Below are 21,704 nucleotides of genomic sequence, written 5' to 3'. Positions count from 1 at the left end.
ACCGTGGCGGCCGGTCCCGGACCGGTGGTGCGGCCCGGGCCGCGGCTCAGCCGCGGCGGGGGCACTCCGGCGGGGTGAGCAGGGCAACGGCGAGGTTCCCCTCGCGGGCCGCCGTGACCACCGCCACGGGGCCGGTCAGGCCGGCCAGCGCCCCGGCCACCTGGAGCAGCGGTTCGAGGGAGCCGGCGCCCGCCCGGACCAGGCTCGCCGCCGGGCCCAGCGCGGTGGCGACGGCCGTCGCCACCGGGGACTCGTCCACCACCGCGATCACCCGGTGCTCCGGCACCGGCCCGGCGCACATCGAGGCCAGTGCCGCGCCGATCCTCTCCCGGACGCGGTCCGCACCCCGGGGCCCGGCCGCGGTGCGGGGCGGGAGGAAGAAGCTGCGCACCCGGCAGTGCCCGTATCCCCGTCCCTCGCGCGCCCGGACACGCTCGGTCGGTTCGAGGACCAGGGCCACGGCCCCCCGCTCGGACAGGTCGGCGCCGGCCTGTGTCCCGGGCAGCGCCTCCTCGGTCGCACCCGCCAGCAGCCACGAGGCGCGGCCGAGCCGCACCGACCGGGCTCCGGACTCCAGCGCCTCCAGTCCGGCCGTGCGCGGCGAGGTCAGGGTGAGGTTGAACCCCTTGAGCGCGTGCTCGGTGGCCAACCTGCTGCCGAAGAGGTTGATCGAGAAGTACGGCGCGGTGGCCGGGCTGAGCGCGTCCGCGCCCTCCGCCAGCACCGTCCGGTCCATCTCGTCGTGCAGGGCCGCGGCGGCGCTGTTCGTGCCGACCGCCGCGCCGCGCCGCTCCTCGGCCGCGAGGCGGGCGCCCCCGGCCGCCCCCGCGCCGGCCGCGCGGTCGGCGTCGTCGGCGCCGTCGGCGCCGTCAAGGGGGAGGCCGGTGTCCGCGATGGCCTGCTTGGTCGCCGCCAGGAAGTACTGCGTGGCGGACGGCAGGTACTTGTAGCCGCGGCGCCCGAGCCGCTCGCGGTGGTCGAACCAGCCCCCGGACACGGCCGGCCGCGCGGCCCGCACAGCCGTCGCCGGAGTGTCCGACCAGGGGGTGACCACCCCGATCCCCGACACGATCAGGTCCTGCCCGGCGGGTGCCGGGACGTGCGAAGCGGTGGTCATACCCCGGCCTCCTGCAGTACGAGGGACACGTTGTTGCCGCCGAAGGCATAGGCGTTGACCAGGGCGTACTTCCCGGTCGGCGCCATGGACCGGCCGGGCAGGAACACCTTGCACTCCGGGTCCTGCTCGGTCAGCGGGGCGTTGGGCGGCACGGTCCGCCGGTGGAGGATCTGCGCCGCGGCCACCGTGGCGAGCGAGGCGGCGGCACCGCCGGTGTGGCCCAGCAGCGCCTTCAGGCTGTAGAGGGGGATCCGGTCCGGTCCGGCGCCGAGCACCTCGCCGAGCACCCGGCTCTCCACGGTGTCGTTGAGTTCGGTGCCGGTGCCGTGCGGCACGACGCAGCCGATGTCGTCGTGGCCGGCCCCGGCCTCGGCCAGGGCCCGGCGCATCGCGCGGGCGATCTGTGTCCCGCCCGGCTCCGGCGCCGTCGCGTGGTGGGCGTCGCAGCTCCAGCCCGCTCCGGCCACCCGGGCGTACGCCTGGGGCGCGTTGCGCGCCCGGGCGTGCGCGGCCGACTCCAGGACCATGATCCCGGCGCCCTCGCCGAAGAGGGTGCCCCTGCGGTGCAGGTCGAAGGGGCGGCACCGCTCCGGGTCGATCGCCCCGAGCCGGTTGAAGCAGGCCAGGGCCACCCGCGAGTACGCCTCGGCGCCGCCCGCGACGACCACGTCCGCCTCGCCCGAGCGGATCAGGTCGACGGCGAGGGAGAGACCGAAGCCGCTGGCCGCGCAGGCGTTGCTGACGCTGGTGTTGGCGCCTTCGGCGCCGAACCAGGCGCCGACCTCCGACGCCACCGAGAAGACCGGCGACCAGTCGCCCTCCCGGGTCCCGCCCTCGGCCCGCCACTCCTCGTGCAGCCCCGAGTCGCCCATCCCGGTGCCGATCACGACCGCGATCCGCTCCGGGGCGACCCCGCCGAGGCCGGCGTCGGTCACCGCCTGGCGGGCGGCCTCGACGGCGAGCCGCGAGGCGCCGCCGAGGGGCCGGCCGCCGAACCCGTCGGGCAGCGGGGGCAGCGCGGACTCGGGCACCGCGTACATCAGCGGCAGGTCCATGCGCGCGTTCGGGTCGGGGACCCGCGAAGGGGTGCTCTTCGCCGCGGTCAGGCCTGCCCAGAAGGCATCGACACCGTTGCCCAGGTGGGAGATCACACCCAGTCCGGTGATCAGCACGTCGTTCATCGGGTCCCTCTCAGGGGTGCGGGTTCGGGCGGGGCGGTCCACCGGTCCGCCGCCGGCGGGCGGCGGACCGTGGCGCCCCGGTCGGCGCTCTGCCGTCAGGCGGCGGGCCGTCCGGCGAACGCCTCCAGCACGCGGTCGTCGAAGGGGACGAGGCTCCAGTCGCTGCGGTCGGAGAAGACCGCGTAGCCGTGGGTGATCCGGCCGGTGGCGGTCTGCACCAGGCGCCCGTCGCGGACGACGTAGAAGTCGGTGCGGGCCGTGTAGGTGAGGTCCTTGAAGACCTCCTCGACCGTGAACACCGTGTAGAGGTCCTCCTCCATCAGCGCCTCGCCGAGCATCTGCACGCTCGAACGCGGCACCACCGGGATCCACTTGCGGTCGTCGAGCAGGGTCTTGATCGAGATCCCCCGGTCGGCGAGGAACAGGTCCACGACCTCCTCGACCTGGCGGAGGTAGCCCGACATGGCGATGCGCTCGTTGAAGTGGCAGTACGGGTAGGGGATGCGCCACTTCCAGCCGAAGGCGTTGTCCCCGGCGAGGAGCTGGGCGAGGACGGGGTCGTCCCCGGTGGTGCCCCGGCCCGCGGAGAGCGCGGCGGCGGCCGCCTCGGTCACCTCGGTGCCGTGGTGCGCGCCCGGCTCCGCGAAGCCGCCGATCCGGGCGACGGCGAAGCGGGCCAGGGCCTCGGGCACCTCGGCCGGCGCCAGGTAGCCGTCGATCCGCAGCGCCACCCGGACCTTGGAGGTGACCGCCTTGAGCTCCTTGCCGCCCCGCTCGACGTAGAGGGTGACGGCGAAGCCCAGGTGCCCGTCGCCGTCCTTCGTCGCCGGCGCCACCACCGCCCGCGCCTCGTCGTCCTGGTGGAAGGCGTGCAGGATGCGGGTGTCGAGGCCGGCCACGTCGAGTCCCAGGCCGTGCTGCTCGTAGAGGTCCCGGGACCCCAGGCCGGCGTTCCGGAAGTGCTCCAGGACCGCCTCCTCGACCAGGTAGTTGACGTGCTTGAACCCGATCCAGGTGTTGATGTTGGAGCCCTCGTACCGCGGCCGCAGCCGTACGGTGCTCCCGGTCTCCACGAGTGCCTTGACGGCCTCTGCGGTCACGGTCATCAGTCGTTCTCCCTCGCACGTTCGTCGGTCGCACCCGGCCGGGGCCGGGACGCGGCGGAATCAAGAAAGCTGTCGGTCAGGTCGGCGAACACGTCGGCCTGCTCGACCATGGCGAAGTGGCCGCAGTCGCCGAGGATCTTCACGGCGGCGTCCGGCAGGGCCGCGCCCAGCGCCTCGCTCTCGGCGGGGAAGGCGGCGAAGTCCGACTCCCCTCCGATCACCAGGCAGGGCCCGGTCAGGCGCTCGGTCCGCAGGTACGGCGTGCGCAGGTAGGTGTCGAAGAAGCTGGTCCAGCCGTACGGCCCGACGCGCTCGCGCACCTTCAGCGCCATGTCCCGGCGCAGCTCGCCGGTGATGCGGCCGCCGGAACGCACCCGGAGCCCGTCCTCGAGGATCCGGCCGAACCCGTTGACGTAGTAGGCGAGCGCGTCCCAGTCGAACTGCTCGGCACGCGGCCGGTAGAACGGCGACACCAGGACGACGCCCCGCAGGCGGTGCCAGGTGAACGCGTCCACGCCGTCCGGCGCCAGCCCGTCCGGCTCGACGCCCTGCCCGTCGAGCAGGGCGAGGAGCGCCCCGGCCCCGAAGGAGTGCGCCACCACCACGTCGGGTCCGCCCGGCACCTGGGCCATGGCCCGGGCCGTCCAGTGGGCCGGCGAGTGCACGGCCCAGTCCTCGACCTCGTCCGACCGCCACGGCAGCTCGGCCGTCCACAGCGCGTGGCCGCGGTCGGCGGCGCGGGCGAGGTAGTCGTCCCAGACGTTCCCGCCGCCGGCCAGCCCGTGCAGGAACAGCACCCGCAGCGGGTCGGACCCGCGGCCGGGGCGGCGCAGGGACACCGACACGGGCGGTTCCGCGGCGTTCACGCGGCGGACCCGGGCGGCATGAGCAGGTACGAGGCGACGGCGTCGTCCGCGTCGCCGCCCGTGGTCACCAGGGCGTGGCGGTCCGAGCCCGCTCCGGCCCCGGCGAACCAGCCGACGGCCGCGGCGCACTGGAGGACCCCCAGGGCGCCGGAGGCCCGCCCGAACACCGCCGTGAGATCGACGCGCGGCACCTCCGTGAGACCGACGCGCGGCGCCCCGTCCGGGACCGCACCGTCGCCGTCGCCGCCGGTCCGGGCGCCCCGGGCCTCCTGCGCGCCGAAGCCCTCCGGGACGAACCAGACCCCGGGCTCCGGGTCCTCCCCGTCCACCAGCCGCTCCAGGCAGGGGGCGACCCCCGCCTGCCGGGTGGACCTGCCGAGGACGGCGACGGCCCCGGCGCCCCGTCCGGCCGCGGCTCCGGGACGCTCCAGGACCAGCGAGACCGCTCCGTCGAGGAGGTGCCCCCGGGGATCGCCCAGCAGGCCGCGGACGTAGCGGTTGTCGGTCTCGACGCCGATCACCAGCACGCGGTCGGCCCGGCCCGCGGCCACGGTGGCCGCTCCCCAGAAGACCGCGTCCAGTCCGGACGGCGCCCCGTTGCAGACCATCAGGTTCGGTCCGCGCAGGCCGTAGCGGATCGCCACGGTGGACGCGATGACGTTGCTGGACGCGTTCGGCAGCCCCATCGGGCTGATGCCGTCGACACCGAGGTCCCGGATGCCGTCGGCCACCGAGCAGACGGTGTCCAGGTTCCCCAGGTTGGAGCTGGCCACCACCCCCACCGAGGCTCCCGGCACGGTGAGTCCGGACCCGTCGGCGGACAGCAGACCGGCCGCCCGCAGACCGTCCCGCGCGGCGCACAGGGCGAGCTGGGAGGCCCGGTCCTTGTACCGCAGGCCGCGCTTGCCGAGCAGCGCCGCGGGATCCACCTGCGGCTCCGCGCCGGTGGGCGCGGACCGCAGCAGGTCCGCGGGCCCGGCCACGCCGGGCAGCGCCGTCCCGACGCCGGTCACCAGGATTCCCGACGGCTTCACTCGCCCGCCCTCTCCACGACGGCGACCGCGTTCACGCCGCCGAATCCGAATGCGTTCACCTGCGCGAGCGACATCCGGGCACGGGCCTCGGAGCCCTGCACGAACCGGAAGCCGTCCGCCTCGCCGATCGGCTTGTCCAGCCCCACCGTCGGCGGCACCCGCCCCGAGGCGAGCGAGCGCAGGGCGACGATCAGGCCGAGCAGGCCCGAACCGCCGGACGTGTGCCCGGTCATGGACTTGACCGCGGTCATCAGCGGGCCGCCCGTGTGCGGTCCGAAGACCTCGGCGATCGCGCCGGCCTCGGCCTCGTCGTTCAGCAGCGTCCCGGTGCCGTGCAGCAGCACCAGGTCGATGTCCTCGGGCCCGACGCCGGCCTGCCGGTGCGCGCCGCGGACGGCCTCGGCCACCCCGCCGGGATCGGGCGCGGTGACGTGGAACGCGTCGCAGTTGACGTGCACCGAGCGGACCCGTCCGTGGACCGTCGCGCCCCCGCCGCCGCCTGCGCGCCGCAGGACGACCGCGGCGGCCCCGTCGCCCATCAGGACGCCCCTGCGGTCCTGGTCGAACGGCCTGACCCGGTCCGGGGGCTCCATGTGCACCCGGTCGAGGAGGCCGTACATGCTCTCGGTGAGCGTGTCGACGCCGGCGACGACGACGTGCTCCGCCTCTCCCGAGGCCAGCAGGTCGCAGCCCATCGCCAGGGCGTACAGCGACGCCGAGCAGGCGTTGGAGACGGTGTACGTGCGCACCGCGCCGAAGTGCTCCCGCAGCGCCGGGCCGAAGTGCAGGTCCGCGATGTCGAAGGCGGCCCCGTCCCGCCAGCCGAGCTCCGCCGACCGCAGTTCCCGCAGACCGGTGCCGACCAGGACCGGGACGTCGCCCAGGTCCGTGCCGAGGCCCGCGTCGCGGGCCGCCTCCCCGATCGCCCGGACGAGCCAGCGGGTGGCCCGGCCCGGCACGTCCCGGCCCCCGGCGGGCCGGTCGTCGATCTCGTAGGCGTGCTGCGCCCGGAACCTGCCGCGGTCGAAGCCGCGCAGGGGCGCCCGGCCGTCGCGGCCCGCGCAGAGGGCGTCGAAGACCGCGCCGGCGCCGTCGCCCACACTGTTGACCGCGCCGACCCCGATCACCTCGGGGTGCGGCGCGCCCGGTGCCACCGGGCCCCGATCCGTCACAGCCGCGCCGCCCCGTTCGCCTCGTACTTGCCGTAGATCACGACGGAGTTGTTGCCGCCGAACGCGAGCCCGTTGTTCTGCACGACCCGCAGATCGGCGTCGACGGCCTCGTTGGGCACGCAGTCGACGTTGCACTCGGGGTCCGTCGTGACGTGGTTGATGGTCGGCGGGATGAACCCCTCCTCGATCGCCAGTGCGCAGGCGATCGAGGCGAGGGCGCTGGCCGCGCCCATGCTGTGCCCGATCATCGACTTGATGGAGATGGTCCGCGGCGGCTCCTCGCCGAACACCTGGCGGATGGCTCCCGCCTCGGTGACGTCGTTGGCCTTGGTGCCGGTGCCGTGCGCGGAGATGAAGTCCACCTCCGCGGGCTTCACCCCCGCGTTGTCGAGGGCCCGCTGCATGCACCGGGCGACGCTGTCCTGGTTCGGGGCGACCGGGTGGTACGCGTCGCAGTTGAGCCCGTAGCCGAGGATCTCCGCGTAGATGTGCGCACCGCGGGCGAGGGCCGACTCCAGGCTCTCCAGGAGGAGCACGCCGGCGCCCTCGCCGGTGAGGATGCCCTTGCGGTCGACGTCGAAGGGCTGGCAGCGCTCCGGTGCGATGGTGCCGAGCCGGTAGAAGCCGGTGAAGGTCTTCCGGCACAGGGCGTCGGCGCCGCCGCAGAGGGCGAACTCGACCTCCCCGGACCGGATCGCGTCGTACCCGTAGCCGATCGCGTAGTTGCCCGCCGCGCACGCGGTGGGCAGGGTCACCGCCTCGACCCGGGTGAGCCGGAGCTCACGGGCCACCGCTGCGGAGAGCCGGCCCGCCGGGATGCGGGCGGCGACCGTCGGGTCCATCCGCTCGGGCCCGGCCTCGACCTCCGTCTCGACCAGCTGGTCCAGATCGCGCGACTCGCCGTCGGTGGTGCCGATCGAGATCAGGCACCGGTGCGCCCTGAGGTCGGACTCCGCCAGAGCGGCGTCGGCGACCGCCATCCGGGAGGCCGCCACGGAGAACTGGCTCGCCCGGCCCAGCTCCTCGACGTCGAAGTTCCTGATCCAGTCGGTCGGTTCGAAGTCGGATATCTCGCAGCCGTTGGCGTGCTCGAACCCTGTGGTGTCGAACGCGGTGATCGGCTTCGCCGCGCTGCGCCCCGAGCGCAGCCCGGCCAGGAACTCGACTGCTCCCTGGCCGATGCTGGACACCGCACCGAGCCCGGTGATGACCACTCTGTTTGCCGGTTTGTCAGACATATTCACCCCGAGATCTGGCGGCACCGGGCCGCGCTTCAGGTCACTCGTCCGCAGGCGCGGCGCGGCTCGTCAGAGCTTCCAGCCGGCGGCCTCGGCCACCACGTCGTAGACGCCTTCGAGATTGACCATCCGGCCGAGCTCGGACTGGTTGATGACGGCGCCGAACTCCTTTTCCAGAGAGGCCAGGATCTCGATAGCGCGCAGCGAGTCCGCGTCGTGGTCCTCCTTGAAGAGGCTCGTCCCCGTCACCTCCTCCGGGTCGATCTCCAGGATGTCGCACACGATTTCCTTGATGGTCTCCTGGCGCTCAGCAATGGTGGCAGCCACGACAGGCCTCACTTTCTCTGTTTCAGCAGGGTCGACGAAGAAGGAAGGGTCGACGAAGAGGGAATCCGCGGAATCTCCCGCGCTGTTGATCACGCTATTCGGCCCGCCGGCACCCGGACAAGCGTTCGTGCAACTAGCTGCCAGGCCGCCGCGCGGATACACGTCCGGGCAATTCGAGTGGCAATTTGCTGATGCCCCGGCCGCGCAACGCACGGGCCCCGCACCCGCGCGGGGGTGCCGGGCCCCCGCACCGGCGCGGGGGCCCGGCCCCCGGACCGGTGGGTCACATCGGCGGGTTGCCGTGCTTGCGGACCGGCAGGTCGGCGTGCTTCGCACGGAGCACGCCGAGCGCCGCGGCCAGCACCCCGCGGGTCTCGGCCGGGTCGATGACGTCGTCGACCAGGCCGCGTTCTGCCGCGTAGTAGGGGTGCATCAGCTCGCTCCGGTACTCCTTGATCTTCTGCGCGCGGGTCCGGGCCGGGTCGTCCGAGGCGGCGATCTCGCGCCGGAAGATGACGTTCGCCGCACCCTCCGCGCCCATCACGGCGATCTCGTTGGTGGGCCAGGCGTAGGACAGGTCCGCGCCGATCGAGCGGGAGTCCATGACGATGTACGCGCCTCCGTACGCCTTGCGCAGGATCAGCTGGATCCGCGGCACGGTGGCGTTGCAGTACGCGTAGAGCAGCTTGGCGCCGTGCCGGATGATCCCGTCGTGCTCCTGGCCGACGCCCGGCAGGAAGCCCGGCACGTCGAGCAGGGTGACCAGCGGGATGCCGAAGGCGTCGCAGAGCTGGACGAAGCGGGCCGCCTTCTCGGAGGCGTGGATGTCGAGGACGCCCGCCAGGGACTGCGGCTGGTTGGCGACGAGGCCCACCACATGGCCGTCGATCCGGGCGAGCGCGCAGATCACGTTGGCCGCCCAGCGCTCGTGGACCTCCATGAACTCGCCGTCGTCGACCACCTCCCCGATCACCTGCCGCATGTCGTACGGGCGGTTGCCGTCCGCCGGCACCAGGTCCCGCAGCACGTCGCAGCGGCGGTCCGGCGGATCACCGGCCGGCAGGCAGGGCGGCAGCTCGCGGTTGTTCGACGGCAGCAGGGAGAGCAGGTAGCGGACCTCCTCCAGGCAGGTCTCCTCGTCGTCGTGGACGAAGTGCGAGACCCCCGAGACCGCCGAGTGGACGTCCGCTCCCCCGAGCCCGTCCTGGGAGATCTCCTCGCCGGTCACCGCCTGGACCACGTCCGGTCCCGTGATGAACATCTGCGACGTCCCGCGGACCATGAAGACGAAGTCGGTCAGCGCCGGCGAGTAGGCGGCGCCGCCGGCGCACGGGCCGAGCATCACGCTGATCTGCGGTATCACCCCCGAGGCACGGGTGTTGCGCCGGAAGATGCCGCCGTACCCGGCGAGCGCCGTGACGCCTTCCTGGATGCGGGCCCCGGCTCCGTCGTTGAGCGACACCAGGGGCGCGCCCGCCGCCAGCGCCATGTCCATGATCTTGTGGATCTTCTGCGCGTGCGCCTCGCCGAGGGCGCCGCCGAAGATCCGGAAGTCGTGCGCGTAGGTGAACACCCGCCGGCCGTGGACCGTGCCCCACCCGACGACCACCCCGTCGGTGTACGGCCTCCTGTTCTCCAGCCCGAACCCCGTGGCCCGGTGCCGGCGCAGCGGCTCGACCTCGTGGAAGGAGCCCTCGTCGAGCAGCAGGCCGATCCGCTCCCGGGCGGTCAGCTTGCCCTTCGCGTGCTGCGCCTCGGTGGCCTTCGCGTCCGGTCCTCTCCTGACCTCGTCACGCAGCTCCAGCAGTTCTGCCAGGCGGGTGCTCCCGGACCCGCCGGCCTGCGGTGAATTCATCTCGTTCTCCCCCGGGTTCGGATCGAATTCGGGCGGCCCGCAAGAAGGCGCAGCACACCCGCGACTACCGCCGCCGACGATAGGACGGGTCGGCCCGGACCTTCCGCGGAGTTCACCGAGGTGTCAACAAGATGTCCGGTCTGGCAGTTACCTGCCCAGGGCTTCCGGACCGCGCCCGTGAACATTTCCATGGTGTTGAATCCGAAAGTCGCGTCCGTTCGCGGCTTGTCGACGACGGAAGGCGTGAGAATGTCCCCAGCCGCCCTCTCCCCGACCGATCCGACGGTGCGCCGGCTCAAAGGGAGCCCGCTCATCGGAAACACCTGGGAGTTCAAGCAGGACCGGCTCTCCCTCTTCTCCCGCACGTATCAGGACTGCGGAGACCTCGGCGTGTACAGGATCGCCGGCGACGATTTCCACCTGGCGAACTCGGTCGAGCTGGTGCACGAGATCCTCATCCGGAAGGGCCGGCTCTTCGAGAAGACCGACCGCTTCCGCGCCTTCGCCCGGCCCCTGCTCGGCGACGGCCTCCTGACGGCCACCAACGAGGACCACAAGCACAACCGCCGCATGATCCAGCCGCGGTTCCACAACGCGGCGGTGAAGCCGTCGGCGGACATCGCCGCACGCGTCGCCGCGACGGTGTCGGGGCGCTGGTCCGACGGCGACGTGGTCGACGTGCGCCGCGAGATGGTCCGGCTGATCCTCGGCGTCGTCGGCCAGAACCTGTTCAGCCGCGACATCCTGGACGACGCGGACGAGCTGGGCAACGCCCTCACCGACGCCATCCACGGCTTCGACTCCATGGCGAGCGCCCTGGTCCCGCTGACCATCAAGTGGCCGACCCCGGCCAACCTCCGCTACCGGCGGGCGATCGAACGCCTGGAGCGGACCTTCTACTCCATCCTCGCCGACCGGCGGGCCGCGGACCGCCGGCCGGACGACTGGCTCAACCTCCTGATGGAGACCCGGCACGAGGACGGCTCCCCGATCGGCGACAAGCAGATCCGGGACGAGGCACTGAACATGTTCATGCCCGGCCACGAGACCACCGCCACCGGTCTCGCCTGGAGCCTCCACCTGCTCGCCGGACACCCCGACGTCTACGAGCGGCTGACGGACGAGGTGGACGGGGTGCTCGGCGGCCGGCCGCCGGCCCTGGACGACCTGCCCCGGCTCCCCTACGCCCTCCAGGTGTTCAAGGAGGCGATGCGCCTCTATCCGCCCGTCTACATGTTCACCCGGCAGGCCACCGAGGACGTCGACATCCTCGGTCACCGCCTTCCGGCCGGCGCCACCGTGGTGTTCAGCCCCTACGCGCTGCACCGTCGCGCCGACTACTTCCCCGACCCCGGACGCTTCGACCCGGACCGCTTCTCCCCCGAGCGCGAGGCGCGGATACCCCGTCACGCCTATCTGCCCTTCGGTGCCGGGCACCGGGTCTGCATCGGCAACCACCACGCCCTGCTCAACGGCCACGTGGTGCTCGCCGCCCTCGCCCAACGGGTGCGCCTGCACTCCGTGCCCGGACCGCCGCCGGCCGAGGAGCCGATGGTCACCCTGCGCCCCGGGGGCGGGATCCCCATGAGGGTCGAGCGGCGGACCTTTCCCGCGCCGGCCGCCGCCGGGGGCGGGGCGCCGGAGCGCCGCGCCCGGCCGGACGGCGGCGCCACCGGCTCACCGGCGTGCCCCTGGAGCGGCGCTCAGGGCTGAGACCGGCCGAAGGGGTGGGCCGGTCCCGGGAGGGCCCGGCCCACCGCCCCGTCGCGGCCGGCCGGCGGCCGCACGGAGAGCAGCCCCGCGTCGGCCGCGAGCACACCGGCCTGGAACCGGGACTTCGTCCCCAGCGAGTCCAGGATCTCCGCCACGTACCGCCGGTAGGTGCGGACCGAGATGCGCAGCTCCCGTGCGGCGACCTCGTCGGTGACCCCGGCGTAGAGCCGCCGCAGTATCCGCCCCGCGTGCCGGCTGCCCTCCGGGCGGTCGAGGCCGCTCTCGGTGCCGAGCGGGGCGGCCGTGCGCCACGCGCTGCCGAACAGCGCCAGGAGCGCGTCGGTCACGACCTTCGCGCGGACCAGCGAGGTCTGCCCGCCCCTGTCGGTACGCATCACCGCGGCCCGGCCGTCCGCGATGACCGCCTCCAGGAACGGCACGGAGGCCACCCGGATGTCCATGGGGCAGCCCTCTCCCCGCCGCTCGTCGCCCAGGCGCTGGTCGAGCATCGCCTGGTTGACCAGGACGCGCACCCGGCACTGCTTTCCCATCGCCAGGAGCAGTGACTGGAGGTCGGCGCAGAGCTGTTCCGTGCGGGCCGCCTCCGCCGAGATCACGACGTCCAGGGAGCGTTCCGCGGCGGCGATGACCTCGATGATGGCCTCGCGGAGCGTCGCCTGCCCGGGCTCCAGGGGTTCGATCAGTTGATTCCGCAACGACATGGCGCGATATCTGTCGACGGCCGTGTCGATCAGGCGGCGGATGTCCGCCAGGGCCTCACCGAACTCGTCGGGGACACAGGCCGGGTCGTCATGGGAAGTGGTGTCTCCGCCCGCCGGCAGACCGGCGGAAGTGCACTGCTTGTTCACGCTTTCCCCCGTGAATGTGTATTCAAGATGCATGCCGCGTCAGCCCGTCGCCATCCTGCGCGGATGTCCCGGGCGTATCCGGTGCGGCAGCCGAACGCATTGCCTCGGCCGGCAGGAGCCCCAATTCGACTGCACGGGCACCGGCCTGAAATCGCGAACTCGCCCCCATTTCACGCATGATCTCGGCGATGTGCCGCCGGTAGCTGCGCAACGGCATCCCGAGGTCGCGCGCGGCCACCTCGTCGATCTGCCCCGCCATCAGCGACCCGAGGATCCGGCGCCCCACCTCGCTGCGCGCCCGGCCGAACCGGCTCGGCCGGTCCGCCGGCCGGGAACCGTTCGCCCAGGCCACCGCGAACAGCGAGGACAGCGTGCCGACCACCGCCGCGTCGCGGATGACGAGGACCTGCCGGGACTCGGCACCGAGGTCCGGCCAGATCATGGCGAACCTGCCAGGCAGCAGGACCGTCTCCCGTAACGCCCCCTCCGACGTGCGCATTTCACAGGGGGCGAGGGAGCGCAGCGCCTCCCGCACGGGTTCCAGATGGCTCACCCCGGGGGCGCACAGCAGCCGCACCGCCGCGTCCCCGGAGGCCGCCGCCCGGCAGGCCGAGGCCACCCGCAGCACCTCGTCCTCCGCCCCCTGGTCCGGCAGCACCACTCCGATGCCGCGGACCTCGCCGACGACGAGGTGCGCCAGCGCGCGCCGGAGCGCCCCCTCGTCCTGCGTCGAAAGGAGCCGCTCCGGGCGTGCGCCGTGCAGGCGGTCGGCCTCCACGGACTCGATGAGGGCGCGCGCCCGGTGGAGCACCCCGTCCACTCCGTCGGCTCCGGCGGTCAGGTCGTCGGCGGACCGGCGCCGGGAATTCGATTGCTCATGGTCGATGGAATTCCCCGGTCCGGGACTCTGCCGCTGCGATTCGCCTTCCCCGCCCACAATTCGCACTCCCCCGAATCCCACACGCATTCCGCGGGGTGCGGCTCGACACGTCACTGTGCCGATCGAACCCCCGTTCGCATTCCAGCACCTGCAGAGAATAACTCAATTGCCGGGCCGCACGACGGCCGGGTCGAAGTTGAATCCCGAAGCAGTACTCGCGAGTCAGTTACCGATGGGTCACCATTCCGCGGAACCGGCCCTTAGCACTATCTGTTCAAGAACCCCTGGACAGCAACAAAGTTGCAGGTTCTTGCCACCCCATTCCGGCATGGGCTCTCAAGCGGAATGAGCCGAACCTGCAGCGGAGGACAGGGCGGCGAGACGGACCGGCGCGGCACTGGCCACACTCACCAGCGCCCCGAGCCGGTCGTCGGCCAGGTCGAGGACGTGCAGGGCCTCGAACCGCCCGTGCTGCACCCAGGAGGCACCGCCGTCCCCCCGTCTCCGCGCCCCCATGCGCATCCCGGAGAGGTCCAGTTCGTGCAGCGCGCCCAGGTCCGCCCGGCCCGCCTTCACCATGGCCTCCTTGCGCACCCACTGCCGCAGGAACAGCGCCTGCGGATCGTCCTGCCGGCCGATCTGGCGGAGCTCGTTGCCGCTCAGCGCCCGCTCCAGCAGCTCCCGCCCGGCCGGCCGCCGGGAGACGAGCTCCACGTCGATGCCGATCACCGCCCCGCCGGCCGCGGCCGCGACCACACCGGGGGTGTGCGCCATGCTGACCGCGACGGCCGGGTGGTCCGGCAGGTACGGCTTGCCGTGGCCGTCCTCCCCGCAGTCACCGCAGCGCTGCGCCAGAGCCGTCCCGGCCGGGCCCGCGCCGAACAGCAGCCCGGCGCAGATCCGGGCGAGCAGATGGGCGGCCACGAAGTCCCGCCGCGCCGATTCCCGCCGGAACCGCGCGGCACGCAGCCGCTCCACGGGAGTGAGTAGCCGTTCGTCCGCCTCGCCGTGGGCCAGCACCTCGTCCGTGCCGGCCACCACCGCCACCGCGGCGGCCGCCGTCGCATCCGTGCCGCTCGGCATGGCCCGCCACCGCCTCTCCTGATGTCGTGCCCGCGGTGCCGCGGGCCCGGCCAACCTAACCGCCCGCGGCAGTGGCCGAGCAGGCCGTTTCCGCTTGCTGCCATGCGGCCGGGGCGTACGGACCGACGCCGCCCGCCCCGGCCGCCGGTCGTTCAGAAGGCGCCCTCCGGCAGCTGCATCAGGGCGTTGTCCGTCCTCTGGGCCTGCTTGCGCCGGACGGCCACCTGGGGAAGCACCTCCGCGGCGAAGAACGCCGCGGCCGCCACCTTCCCGGCGTAGAAGTCACGGTCCGCGCCCCGCGCGTCCGGCAGCCTGTCGACCGCCACGGCCGCCGCGCGCAGCAGCAGGTACGCGACGACGACGTCGCCGCTGGCCATCAGGAACCGGGTCGTGTTCTGGCCCACCCGGTAGAGCGACGTGACGTCCTGCACCGAGTCGGTCAGCTGCTCCACCATGACCGCGGCCATCGCCTCCAGTTCGGCCAGGGCCTCCGCCAGCTCCGCCTGGGCGTCCTTCAGCTCGGCCCGGTCGCCGGCGGCGGCCAGGAACCCCTTGATCTCCCCGGCCAGCGCGGAGAGCGCCCGCCCCTGGTCGCGGACGATCTTCCGGAAGAAGTAGTCCTGCCCCTGGATCGCCGTCGTCCCCTCGTAGAGGGTGTCGATCCGGGCGTCCCTGAGGTACTGCTCGATCGGGAAGTCCTGCAGGTAGCCGGAGCCCCCGAAGATCTGGAGCGACTGGTTGAGCTGCTCGTAGGCGCGCTCGGAGCCGTAGCCCTTGAGGATCGGCAGGAGCAGGTCGTTCAGCGCGCGGCTGTCCCCGGCGTCGGCGCCCGCCCGCTTCTTGACCACGATGTCGTCCTGGACGCACGCCGTGTACAGGAACAGCGTCCGCATCCCTTCCGCGCACGCCTTCTGCATCATCAGCGAGCGCCGCACGTCGGGGTGGTGGGTGATGGTGACGCGGGGGGCCTTCTTGTCGGCGGCCTGCGTCAGGTCCGCGCCCTGCACCCGCTCCCTGGCGTACCGCAGGGCGTTCAGGTACCCGGTCGACAGCGTCGAGATCGCCTTCGTGCCGACCATCATCCGGGCGAACTCGATGATCCGGAACATCTGCCGGATGCCGTCGTGCCTCTCGCCGAGGAGCCAGCCCCTCGCCACGTCCCCGTCGCCGAACGTCATCTCGCAGGTGTTCGACACCTTGAGGCCCATCTTGTGCTCGACGCCGGTGACCCGGGCGCCGTTGCGCCTGCCCAGGTCGCCGGTGCTCCAGTCGAACTCGTACTTGGGCACCAGGAACAGGGACAGGCCCTTGGTCCCGGGCTCGCCGCCCTCGGGGCGGGCGAGCACGAAGTGCACGATGTTCTCGGACAGATCGTGCTCGGCGTTGGTGATGAAGCGCTTCACGCCCTCGATGCGCCACGAGCCGTCGGCCTCCCGCACCGCCTTCGTGCGCCCCGCTCCGACGTCGGAACCGGCCTCCGGCTCGGTGAGCACCATCGTCGCGCCCCACTGGCGCTCCACCATCAGCCGGGCGACGGCGCGCTGTTCCTCGGTCCCGAGCTCCTGGATCACCCGGGCGAAGCTGACTCCGCCGGAATAGAGCCAGAGCGCGGGGTTGGCGCCCAGGACCAGTTCGGCGAACGACCAGAAGAGCGAGGGCGGGGCGTCGGTGCCGCCCAGCTCGGCGGGCAGGCCGAGCCGCCACCACTCGGCGTCCATGAAGGTCTCGTACGCCTTCTTGAACGCGACGGGGAGCGGCGCCGTGCCGGTCGCCGGGTCGAACACCGGGGGCGTCCGGTCGGCTTCGACCGACGAGTCGGCGAGGTCGTCGGTGGCGAGCCGGCCGATCTCGGCGAGGATGTCCTCCGCCGCGGCACGGTCGATGTCGGCGAACGGGCCGTTCCCGTACACCGCTTCGCGGCCGAGGACCTCGAAGAGGTTGAACCTCAGGTCGCGCAGGTTGGCTATGTAGTGGCTCATGCCGTGGAGCTCCGTCTCTGTGGGCAAGGATGAGCTGTGGTGTGGAGCCGGGCCGTCGTGCACAGGGGCCCCCGCCTGCCGGGCGGTCGCCGCCACCCTCGCGGCCGGCCCTGGGGCGGGGTGGCGAAAGCAGCTCCGTCCGCCCGGAGGGCGGGGCCTGCGGCGTCCGGTGCGTGCGATCGCACGGCGGAGAGGAGCATCCTCGTACCGGTCGTACGCGGATGACTCCGACAACGCGGCGAGGGTGCGTGCCAGGCGTCGCGGGCCGGTGGAGACTCTCGCAACACGCCCTAGCGGCCGGGCCGCACGCGGCTCGGCCGCACCGCTCCCGGCCCCTCAGCTGCGGACGGCCGCCGCCCCGTCCCCCACGGCACCGACCGTCGCCGCCCCGCCGGACCCGCCCGTCGCCACGCCGCCGGCCACTGCACCGGCACCGGCCTCGTCCACCACGGCACCGGCCTCGTCCGCCACGGGCGTCGCGGCGGGCCCGGGGCACACCCCCGTCTCCAGCAACGTCGCGATCCCCGCGGCGAGGTTGCGCGCCCAGCCCCGGTAGCCGGGCACCGACGGGTGGAAGCGGTCGGAGGCCAGCCACCCGCCGGCGAAGCGGGGCGGTCCGCCCGCGGGCACGTGGAAGAGCACTTCGCCGCGCACCGCGACCTGCCGGAACTTCCGGTCCAGCAGCCTCACGTACGAGCTGAGCGGCCCCCTCACGTGCGGCGGCAGCCCCTGGTGGGGCGCCAGGTCGGGGAGCCCGGCGAGGGCGATCGGCACGTCACGCCCGAGCCGCAGCCGGATGTCGCCGATCAGGCGCTCGACGTCCTGCCGGAAGGCTCCGGGCCGCCGCCCGCGCATGGCGTCGTTGGTGCCGGCCGCCAGGAGGATCAGGTCCGGCTCCCACCGCCGGGTCGGGTCCGTCAGCTGCCCGAGCAGCAGAGACCTCATCTCCCGCACGGTCGCCCCCGACCTTGCGGCCACCCGCCAGCTCACGCTCCGGCCGGTGAGGGCGGTCAGCGCGGTGGCGACCTGCCCCGCGAGGGCGTCCCGGTGGTGCTCGGCGCCCACCCCGGCGGCCGTGGAGTCCCCGAGCAGCAGCAGGCGCAGCGGCGGCCCGTCGCCGGTGGTCCCACCCGCGTCGCCGGCGGCGTCGGGCAGCCGGGGCCGTTGCCCCCGCACGGTTTCCTTGATCATCGCAGTGAGCATTCCACTCCCCCATAACGCCGTTATGGCCATGGCTTCAATAACAGCGTTATGATTGCGGCGTGTCAACTGGGATCCGCCGCAAACTCCTCGACGAGGCCGCCCGGATCCTGGCCGAGGAGGGACCCGCCGCACTCACCGTGCGCCACGTGTCCCAGGCGGCCGGGGTCTCCACCATGGCGGTCTACACCCACTTCGGCTCCATGCCGGCGCTGGTGCGGGAAACCATGCGGGAGGGCTTCGCGCGGTTCGCGGAGCGCCTGCTGGCGGTCGAGGCCGCCCAGGACGACGACCCGGTGGCCGGGCTCGCCCGGCTGTGCGTCACGTACCAGGAGTTCGCCCGCGCCGAGCCCGACGTCTACGCGGTCATGCTGGGCGGATCACGGCTCGCCGGCTTCGAGTTCACCGACGAGGACCGGGTCATGGGCCTGGACGTCCTGCGGATACCACACGCCGCGATCAGGCGCTGCATGGCGGCCGGCCGGTTCCGCGACGGCACCTCGTCCCTGCTCGCCTGGCAGCTCTGGTGCCAGATGCACGGCCTCGCCCAACTCGAGGCGGCCGGCTACTTCGTGGGCCGCCACGGCGCGGACGAGACCATGACCGGACTGCTCCGCGACTTCGCCGTGGCGGCGGGCGACGACCCCGCCGCGGCCGAACGCTCCGTGACCGCGGCCCTCTGACCCCGACGCGGCCGGGCAGGCTGCCCGGCGCCCGCACAACGACGAAGCCCGGCCCGGACACTGTCCGGGCCGGGCTTCCGGCGGAGCCGCCTTCGGGATTCGAACCCGAGACCTACGCATTACGAGTTGTCGGACCTCGGTCCTGAGCGATCCACGTAGGTCCGTCAGGGGACAATCTTCCCTGCCCAGCGTTCGTTTCGGATGCCGACGGACGGAGACGAACTAGGGCGGAGTGGGCAGCCACTGAGACCCTAACTGAGACCGCCACCGCACGGTGCCTAGGTGGTCAGCAGTCGATCGTGAGCCTCGCCCTACAAGAGCGGGCACAAGGCATGGCCTGACTGCACAGTTTCTGAGGCATGGCCGAGCCAAGCGCAGGCAACCAAGATGCCCTTCGTTCCCGTGATTCCCCGCATGTCTGGCACGGGCAGAGCCACGCGCAGAGCGCGGCTGCATCGGGCGAGTTCCCCTGGTGGAGGGACAAGGCTTGCATCCGGGCGGGCACTGGGGTAGCCGCTCCCTGTCCCGCGAGGCCAACCTTCAGACAATCGCCCCATCGAGATCGTTGACTGCATACCATAACTAACGTCTTCAGCATGCGCATCGGAAGGATCGTCAATGGCTATCGACCCCCCCTCCGCCGGGGAGAGCACCACTGACGCATTGATTCAATATCGTACAGATATTGCAGACCTTAGCCAGCGAATAAAGAACCGCCGCTTACAAGTGGCCGGACTCTACGGGACGCCACTTACCCTGATCACCCTGATCTGCGCTGGAGCCATCGCAAAAGTCTATTTTTGGCTACACGCCGACGCACCTTCGGCAATCGTGAGCATCTTTGGCGGGGCATGCGTCTTCCTCTTGTTTGCTACTGTCGTTCAACTCTATGCCGAGTTCAGTGCGGATACGCCGTGGAGGGATTCCAAGAAGTCCCTGAGAAGCCTTAAGCTCGATTTGGAACTAGCCGAAGAGCGTCGCATTCTCGAAGCCCGTAGGTTGACTCCTCCAGCCATCGAGCGACAATCCTCGTACAGGGAGCGCCTGCCGGGGGAGATCGCAAGACTCCGGGTGGAGTCTGCTCACTACCGACGCCTGCATCTATTCATGCAGTGGTTGCTCTTCGTTGGCTCCGCAGCCGTTTCTGGTGTCACAGCGTGGTACGACCCGCCGCAGCCTGCGAAAGGCATTCTGATTGCCCTCGGGTCTATCGTTACTGTAGTGACGGCCGCTTCTGGATACTTCAAGCCGCGCGAAAGGGCTTTCAACCTCCAACAGACGGCGGACAGCATGGAACAGCACATTACAGCACTCGAATTAGGCATTGCCCCGTACAACAATTCCGATGACGGAGCCAATATGGAATCATTCGCTTCCACCATTGAAGGAATGCGAGCGGAGCAGCGAATGCGGGAACAGCAGCTCGATCAACCACAACAGGGACAACAAGCGGTCATCTAGTGGTCCAGCACCGATCACCCATCTCGCAAACGGGCGGGGCTGAATTCCAGAGGTCGGCGGAGCGGCTTTGGGCAGGAACTGCCATGGGGCGTGAGATCGAGGCCTGTGCGCTGGTCAGCGAATTCGGGCAGCCGGTGGACCTGCCCGTTCGCCCAATGTGGGCCCCGATCTTCGAGGCGCGCCCCATGGCGGCTGCCCATGTCCGTGGAGCCGACCGGGCCTAGCCACATCGGGCTAGCGTCCACGGCATCAGATGTGCTCGCTCTAGCCGCACGGCCGGCGGAGCCGGGGCCGCGCGGCGAACGGAGTGAGTCACCTTGATGATGGAGGTGTTTGTACCTCGGTGAGAGAGACCGGCGCCTGAACTCAGTCGGCCATGAGGCGACTGGTGAACCCTCCGTCGCACAGCCGCTCGTATGCCATGACGACGTCGACTGGAGCAGGCTGTTCGATCATGAATCCGCGCTTCGGGTAGACGAACAATCGCTGTTGGGCCCCGACAAGCATGTCCAGCACGAGATGGGCATCCTGGATGGAGTCCACGTACTCGTGAAGACTCATGGTCGCGGATGCGCTCACGATGTCGACATCGGGCCAGAGCTTCCTGGCGGTCGCGTACGCCCGGCGCTCCTCGTACGGCTTACTGATGAGAAGCACCGAGCTGACATCCATACCTTGCTCGGCAAGCAGGGCGCGGGACAGCCAGATGTTCTCACCCGTGTTCCGAGCGTTAGGTTCAACAAGGATCGCGGACGCTGGCACCCCCAGCTCCAGCGCACGGTCGCGATAATGCTCAGCCTCGCCCCGGGGCATGCGACCTTCGGTCGTGCGACTGGTTGCCCCGGTGAAGACGACGACCGGAAACAGACCGCGCCGGTACAGGTCGGCGGAGACGTCCGCCACGCCCAAGTCGTGGCTACCCAGACCGAGACCGACGGAGCAAGGGCGCAACTCGTGGCCCATCTGCTGAAACTCCCACAATCGTTCAGCGTCGACCCAGTTCTGGGCAGAGATCACTGCCTCTCCTCCGCCGCCGAGTCGGGCACCTTGAAGTCGTACGCCCAGGCGAAGCGCGTCGCAGCGTGCACGCCGATCGCGAACTCCACCAGCGTGCCGCCTGCGGTAAACGTGCTGCGGTGCAGCTCGACCACCCACTCTCCTGGAAGGAGCTTGAGCTGTTCAGCCTCCTCCGGCCTGGCGGCCCGGGCGAATAGCTCCTCCCGCATGTGGTCGATCTCGTATCCCGCGTCATAGAGCACTCGGAAGCCTCCTCCTCGGCCGGCGGGGCCGGGGCTCGGGTCGACGATGCGCGTGCCCTCGACGTGCTCGGGGCGGTAGTAGCTGGTCAGTGTGTGCGTGGGCTGGTCACCCTCCTTAACCAGCCGAGCGCGTGCATACACCTCGGCACCCTCAGGCAGCCCATGCGCCTTCGCGACAGCGGGCGGCGCCAGGATGCGACTGACTGTCTGCGTCTGCTCGCCGCGCTTGTACGCCCGTCCGGAAGCGACCCGGTCCGCGATGAAAGCTACTTCGTCACCGTCGCGCCACTTCGCCTTGTCGTATCGGGCAATTCCCAGACGCTTGAGCGGCGCCTGCTCCCGTACGACGGTGCCGTGCCCACGAGAAGAAGTCACCAGCCCTTCAGCCTCAAGCGCCTTGTAGGCCGCATGGACAGTGGTCTTCGACCCCTCTCCCGCCTCGACCAGGTCGCGAATCTGCGGAAGCTGCTGCCCAGGGGCGTACTGCCCGTTCCGGATCTGCCCCGCGAGCTTGTCCGCCAGTTCCCGCCACTTCGGTGCCACGCGAACTCCTCTCGACTGAGTCCAGTGAAACACAGTCCCAGGACTGTTGACAGTCCTGGGACTGTGCGTCACAGTCATGTCAAGCGCTTCGCAGTCCCAGGACAGCGAACGCGGGAGGGCTCTTCTCGGGCTGCTCCT

19 protein-coding genes are annotated in these 21,704 nt (G+C 71.7%); 3 read left to right on the top strand and 16 right to left on the bottom strand.

Features of this window, described 5'->3' with window-relative positions; genetic code table 11:
• Positions 1 to 46: 46 nt before the first annotated feature.
• The 9 genes from IAG43_RS17250 to IAG43_RS17210 all read right to left on the bottom strand — a co-directional run bounded on the left by IAG43_RS17250 (position 47) and on the right by IAG43_RS17210 (position 9,896).
• Positions 47 to 1,117, bottom strand: a complete 1,071-nt coding sequence (locus IAG43_RS17250; protein ID WP_187741618.1) for a beta-ketoacyl synthase N-terminal-like domain-containing protein — start codon at positions 1,115 to 1,117, stop codon at positions 47 to 49.
• Positions 1,114 to 2,298, bottom strand: coding sequence for a beta-ketoacyl-[acyl-carrier-protein] synthase family protein (locus IAG43_RS17245; protein WP_187741617.1), 1,185 nt, complete (start codon positions 2,296 to 2,298; stop codon positions 1,114 to 1,116). The genes IAG43_RS17250 and IAG43_RS17245 overlap by 4 nt, the downstream gene beginning before the upstream one ends.
• A gap of 95 nt (positions 2,299 to 2,393) precedes the next feature.
• A complete protein-coding gene (locus IAG43_RS17240) occupies positions 2,394 to 3,404 on the bottom strand; it encodes an acyl-CoA thioesterase family protein (RefSeq protein WP_187741616.1) in 1,011 nt (336 codons plus the stop codon).
• Complete coding sequence (locus IAG43_RS17235; RefSeq protein WP_187741615.1) at positions 3,404 to 4,249, bottom strand: alpha/beta fold hydrolase; 846 nt, start codon at positions 4,247 to 4,249, stop codon at positions 3,404 to 3,406. The genes IAG43_RS17240 and IAG43_RS17235 overlap by 1 nt, the downstream gene beginning before the upstream one ends.
• 17 nt (positions 4,250 to 4,266) lie before the next feature.
• A complete protein-coding gene (locus IAG43_RS17230) occupies positions 4,267 to 5,304 on the bottom strand; it encodes a beta-ketoacyl synthase N-terminal-like domain-containing protein (RefSeq protein ID WP_187741614.1) in 1,038 nt (345 codons plus the stop codon).
• On the bottom strand, positions 5,301 to 6,458 hold the full coding sequence (locus IAG43_RS17225; RefSeq protein ID WP_246574398.1) for a beta-ketoacyl synthase N-terminal-like domain-containing protein: 1,158 nt from the start codon (positions 6,456 to 6,458) through the stop codon (positions 5,301 to 5,303). Before IAG43_RS17225 ends, IAG43_RS17230 begins: the two co-directional genes overlap by 4 nt.
• A gap of 14 nt (positions 6,459 to 6,472) precedes the next feature.
• Positions 6,473 to 7,714: a beta-ketoacyl-[acyl-carrier-protein] synthase family protein gene (locus tag IAG43_RS17220; RefSeq protein ID WP_187741613.1), complete on the bottom strand. Its 1,242-nt coding sequence runs from the start codon at positions 7,712 to 7,714 to the stop codon at positions 6,473 to 6,475.
• Positions 7,715 to 7,783: 69 nt separating this feature from the next.
• On the bottom strand, positions 7,784 to 8,041 hold the full coding sequence (locus IAG43_RS17215; protein WP_187741612.1) for an acyl carrier protein: 258 nt from the start codon (positions 8,039 to 8,041) through the stop codon (positions 7,784 to 7,786).
• A 283-nt stretch (positions 8,042 to 8,324) separates the two neighbouring features.
• Entirely contained in the window at positions 8,325 to 9,896 is a 1,572-nt protein-coding gene (locus IAG43_RS17210) for an acyl-CoA carboxylase subunit beta (RefSeq protein WP_187741611.1), read from the bottom strand.
• 249 nt (positions 9,897 to 10,145) lie between these two features.
• On the opposite strand from IAG43_RS17210, the gene IAG43_RS17205 reads away from it, so the two are divergent.
• The gene (locus IAG43_RS17205) at positions 10,146 to 11,609 is read left to right on the top strand and encodes a cytochrome P450 (protein WP_187741610.1); all 1,464 of its coding nucleotides are present in this window, start codon (positions 10,146 to 10,148) and stop codon (positions 11,607 to 11,609) included.
• Here IAG43_RS17205 and IAG43_RS17200 read toward each other — a convergent pair.
• From IAG43_RS17200 to IAG43_RS17180, 5 genes are all read right to left on the bottom strand, one after another.
• Positions 11,600 to 12,478 carry a helix-turn-helix domain-containing protein gene (locus IAG43_RS17200; RefSeq protein ID WP_187741609.1) on the bottom strand — a complete coding sequence of 293 codons (879 nt, stop codon included), beginning with the start codon at positions 12,476 to 12,478 and terminating at the stop codon, positions 11,600 to 11,602. The two genes, IAG43_RS17205 and IAG43_RS17200, sit on opposite strands and share 10 nt — an antisense overlap.
• Positions 12,479 to 12,500: 22 nt before the next feature.
• Positions 12,501 to 13,415 carry a helix-turn-helix transcriptional regulator gene (locus IAG43_RS17195; protein ID WP_187741608.1) on the bottom strand — a complete coding sequence of 305 codons (915 nt, stop codon included), beginning with the start codon at positions 13,413 to 13,415 and terminating at the stop codon, positions 12,501 to 12,503.
• Positions 13,416 to 13,694: 279 nt separating this feature from the next.
• Positions 13,695 to 14,441, bottom strand: a complete 747-nt coding sequence (locus tag IAG43_RS17190) for a 4'-phosphopantetheinyl transferase family protein (RefSeq protein WP_187741607.1) — start codon at positions 14,439 to 14,441, stop codon at positions 13,695 to 13,697.
• Between the two features lie 152 nt (positions 14,442 to 14,593).
• Positions 14,594 to 16,420 (bottom strand): acyl-CoA dehydrogenase, encoded by a 1,827-nt coding sequence (locus IAG43_RS17185; protein WP_187741606.1) that lies wholly within the window; start codon positions 16,418 to 16,420, stop codon positions 14,594 to 14,596.
• Positions 16,421 to 16,756: 336 nt separating this feature from the next.
• Positions 16,757 to 17,611: an SGNH/GDSL hydrolase family protein gene (locus tag IAG43_RS17180; protein WP_187741605.1), complete on the bottom strand. Its 855-nt coding sequence runs from the start codon at positions 17,609 to 17,611 to the stop codon at positions 16,757 to 16,759.
• 71 nt (positions 17,612 to 17,682) lie between these two features.
• Between IAG43_RS17180 and IAG43_RS17175 the strand changes: the two genes are divergently transcribed.
• Together IAG43_RS17175 and IAG43_RS17170 are read left to right on the top strand one after the other, a co-directional pair.
• The gene (locus IAG43_RS17175) at positions 17,683 to 18,303 is read left to right on the top strand and encodes a TetR/AcrR family transcriptional regulator (protein ID WP_187741604.1); all 621 of its coding nucleotides are present in this window, start codon (positions 17,683 to 17,685) and stop codon (positions 18,301 to 18,303) included.
• Between the two features lie 618 nt (positions 18,304 to 18,921).
• Positions 18,922 to 19,764 (top strand): DUF4231 domain-containing protein, encoded by an 843-nt coding sequence (locus tag IAG43_RS17170; RefSeq protein WP_187741603.1) that lies wholly within the window; start codon positions 18,922 to 18,924, stop codon positions 19,762 to 19,764.
• Between the two features lie 366 nt (positions 19,765 to 20,130).
• Here IAG43_RS17170 and IAG43_RS17165 read toward each other — a convergent pair whose 3' ends face one another.
• Together IAG43_RS17165 and IAG43_RS17160 are read right to left on the bottom strand one after the other, a co-directional pair.
• Entirely contained in the window at positions 20,131 to 20,781 is a 651-nt protein-coding gene (locus IAG43_RS17165) for a YdcF family protein (RefSeq protein ID WP_187741602.1), read from the bottom strand.
• Positions 20,778 to 21,566 carry a GntR family transcriptional regulator gene (locus tag IAG43_RS17160; RefSeq protein ID WP_187741601.1) on the bottom strand — a complete coding sequence of 263 codons (789 nt, stop codon included), beginning with the start codon at positions 21,564 to 21,566 and terminating at the stop codon, positions 20,778 to 20,780. Before IAG43_RS17160 ends, IAG43_RS17165 begins: the two co-directional genes overlap by 4 nt.
• Between the last annotated feature and the right edge of the window lie 138 nt (positions 21,567 to 21,704).

The organism is Streptomyces genisteinicus, from assembly GCF_014489615.1.
Classification (GTDB): Bacteria; Actinomycetota; Actinomycetes; order Streptomycetales; family Streptomycetaceae; genus Streptomyces; species Streptomyces genisteinicus.
Note: the sequence above shows the minus strand (reverse complement) of the source record. Positions and strands in the feature narration are given on the sequence as shown.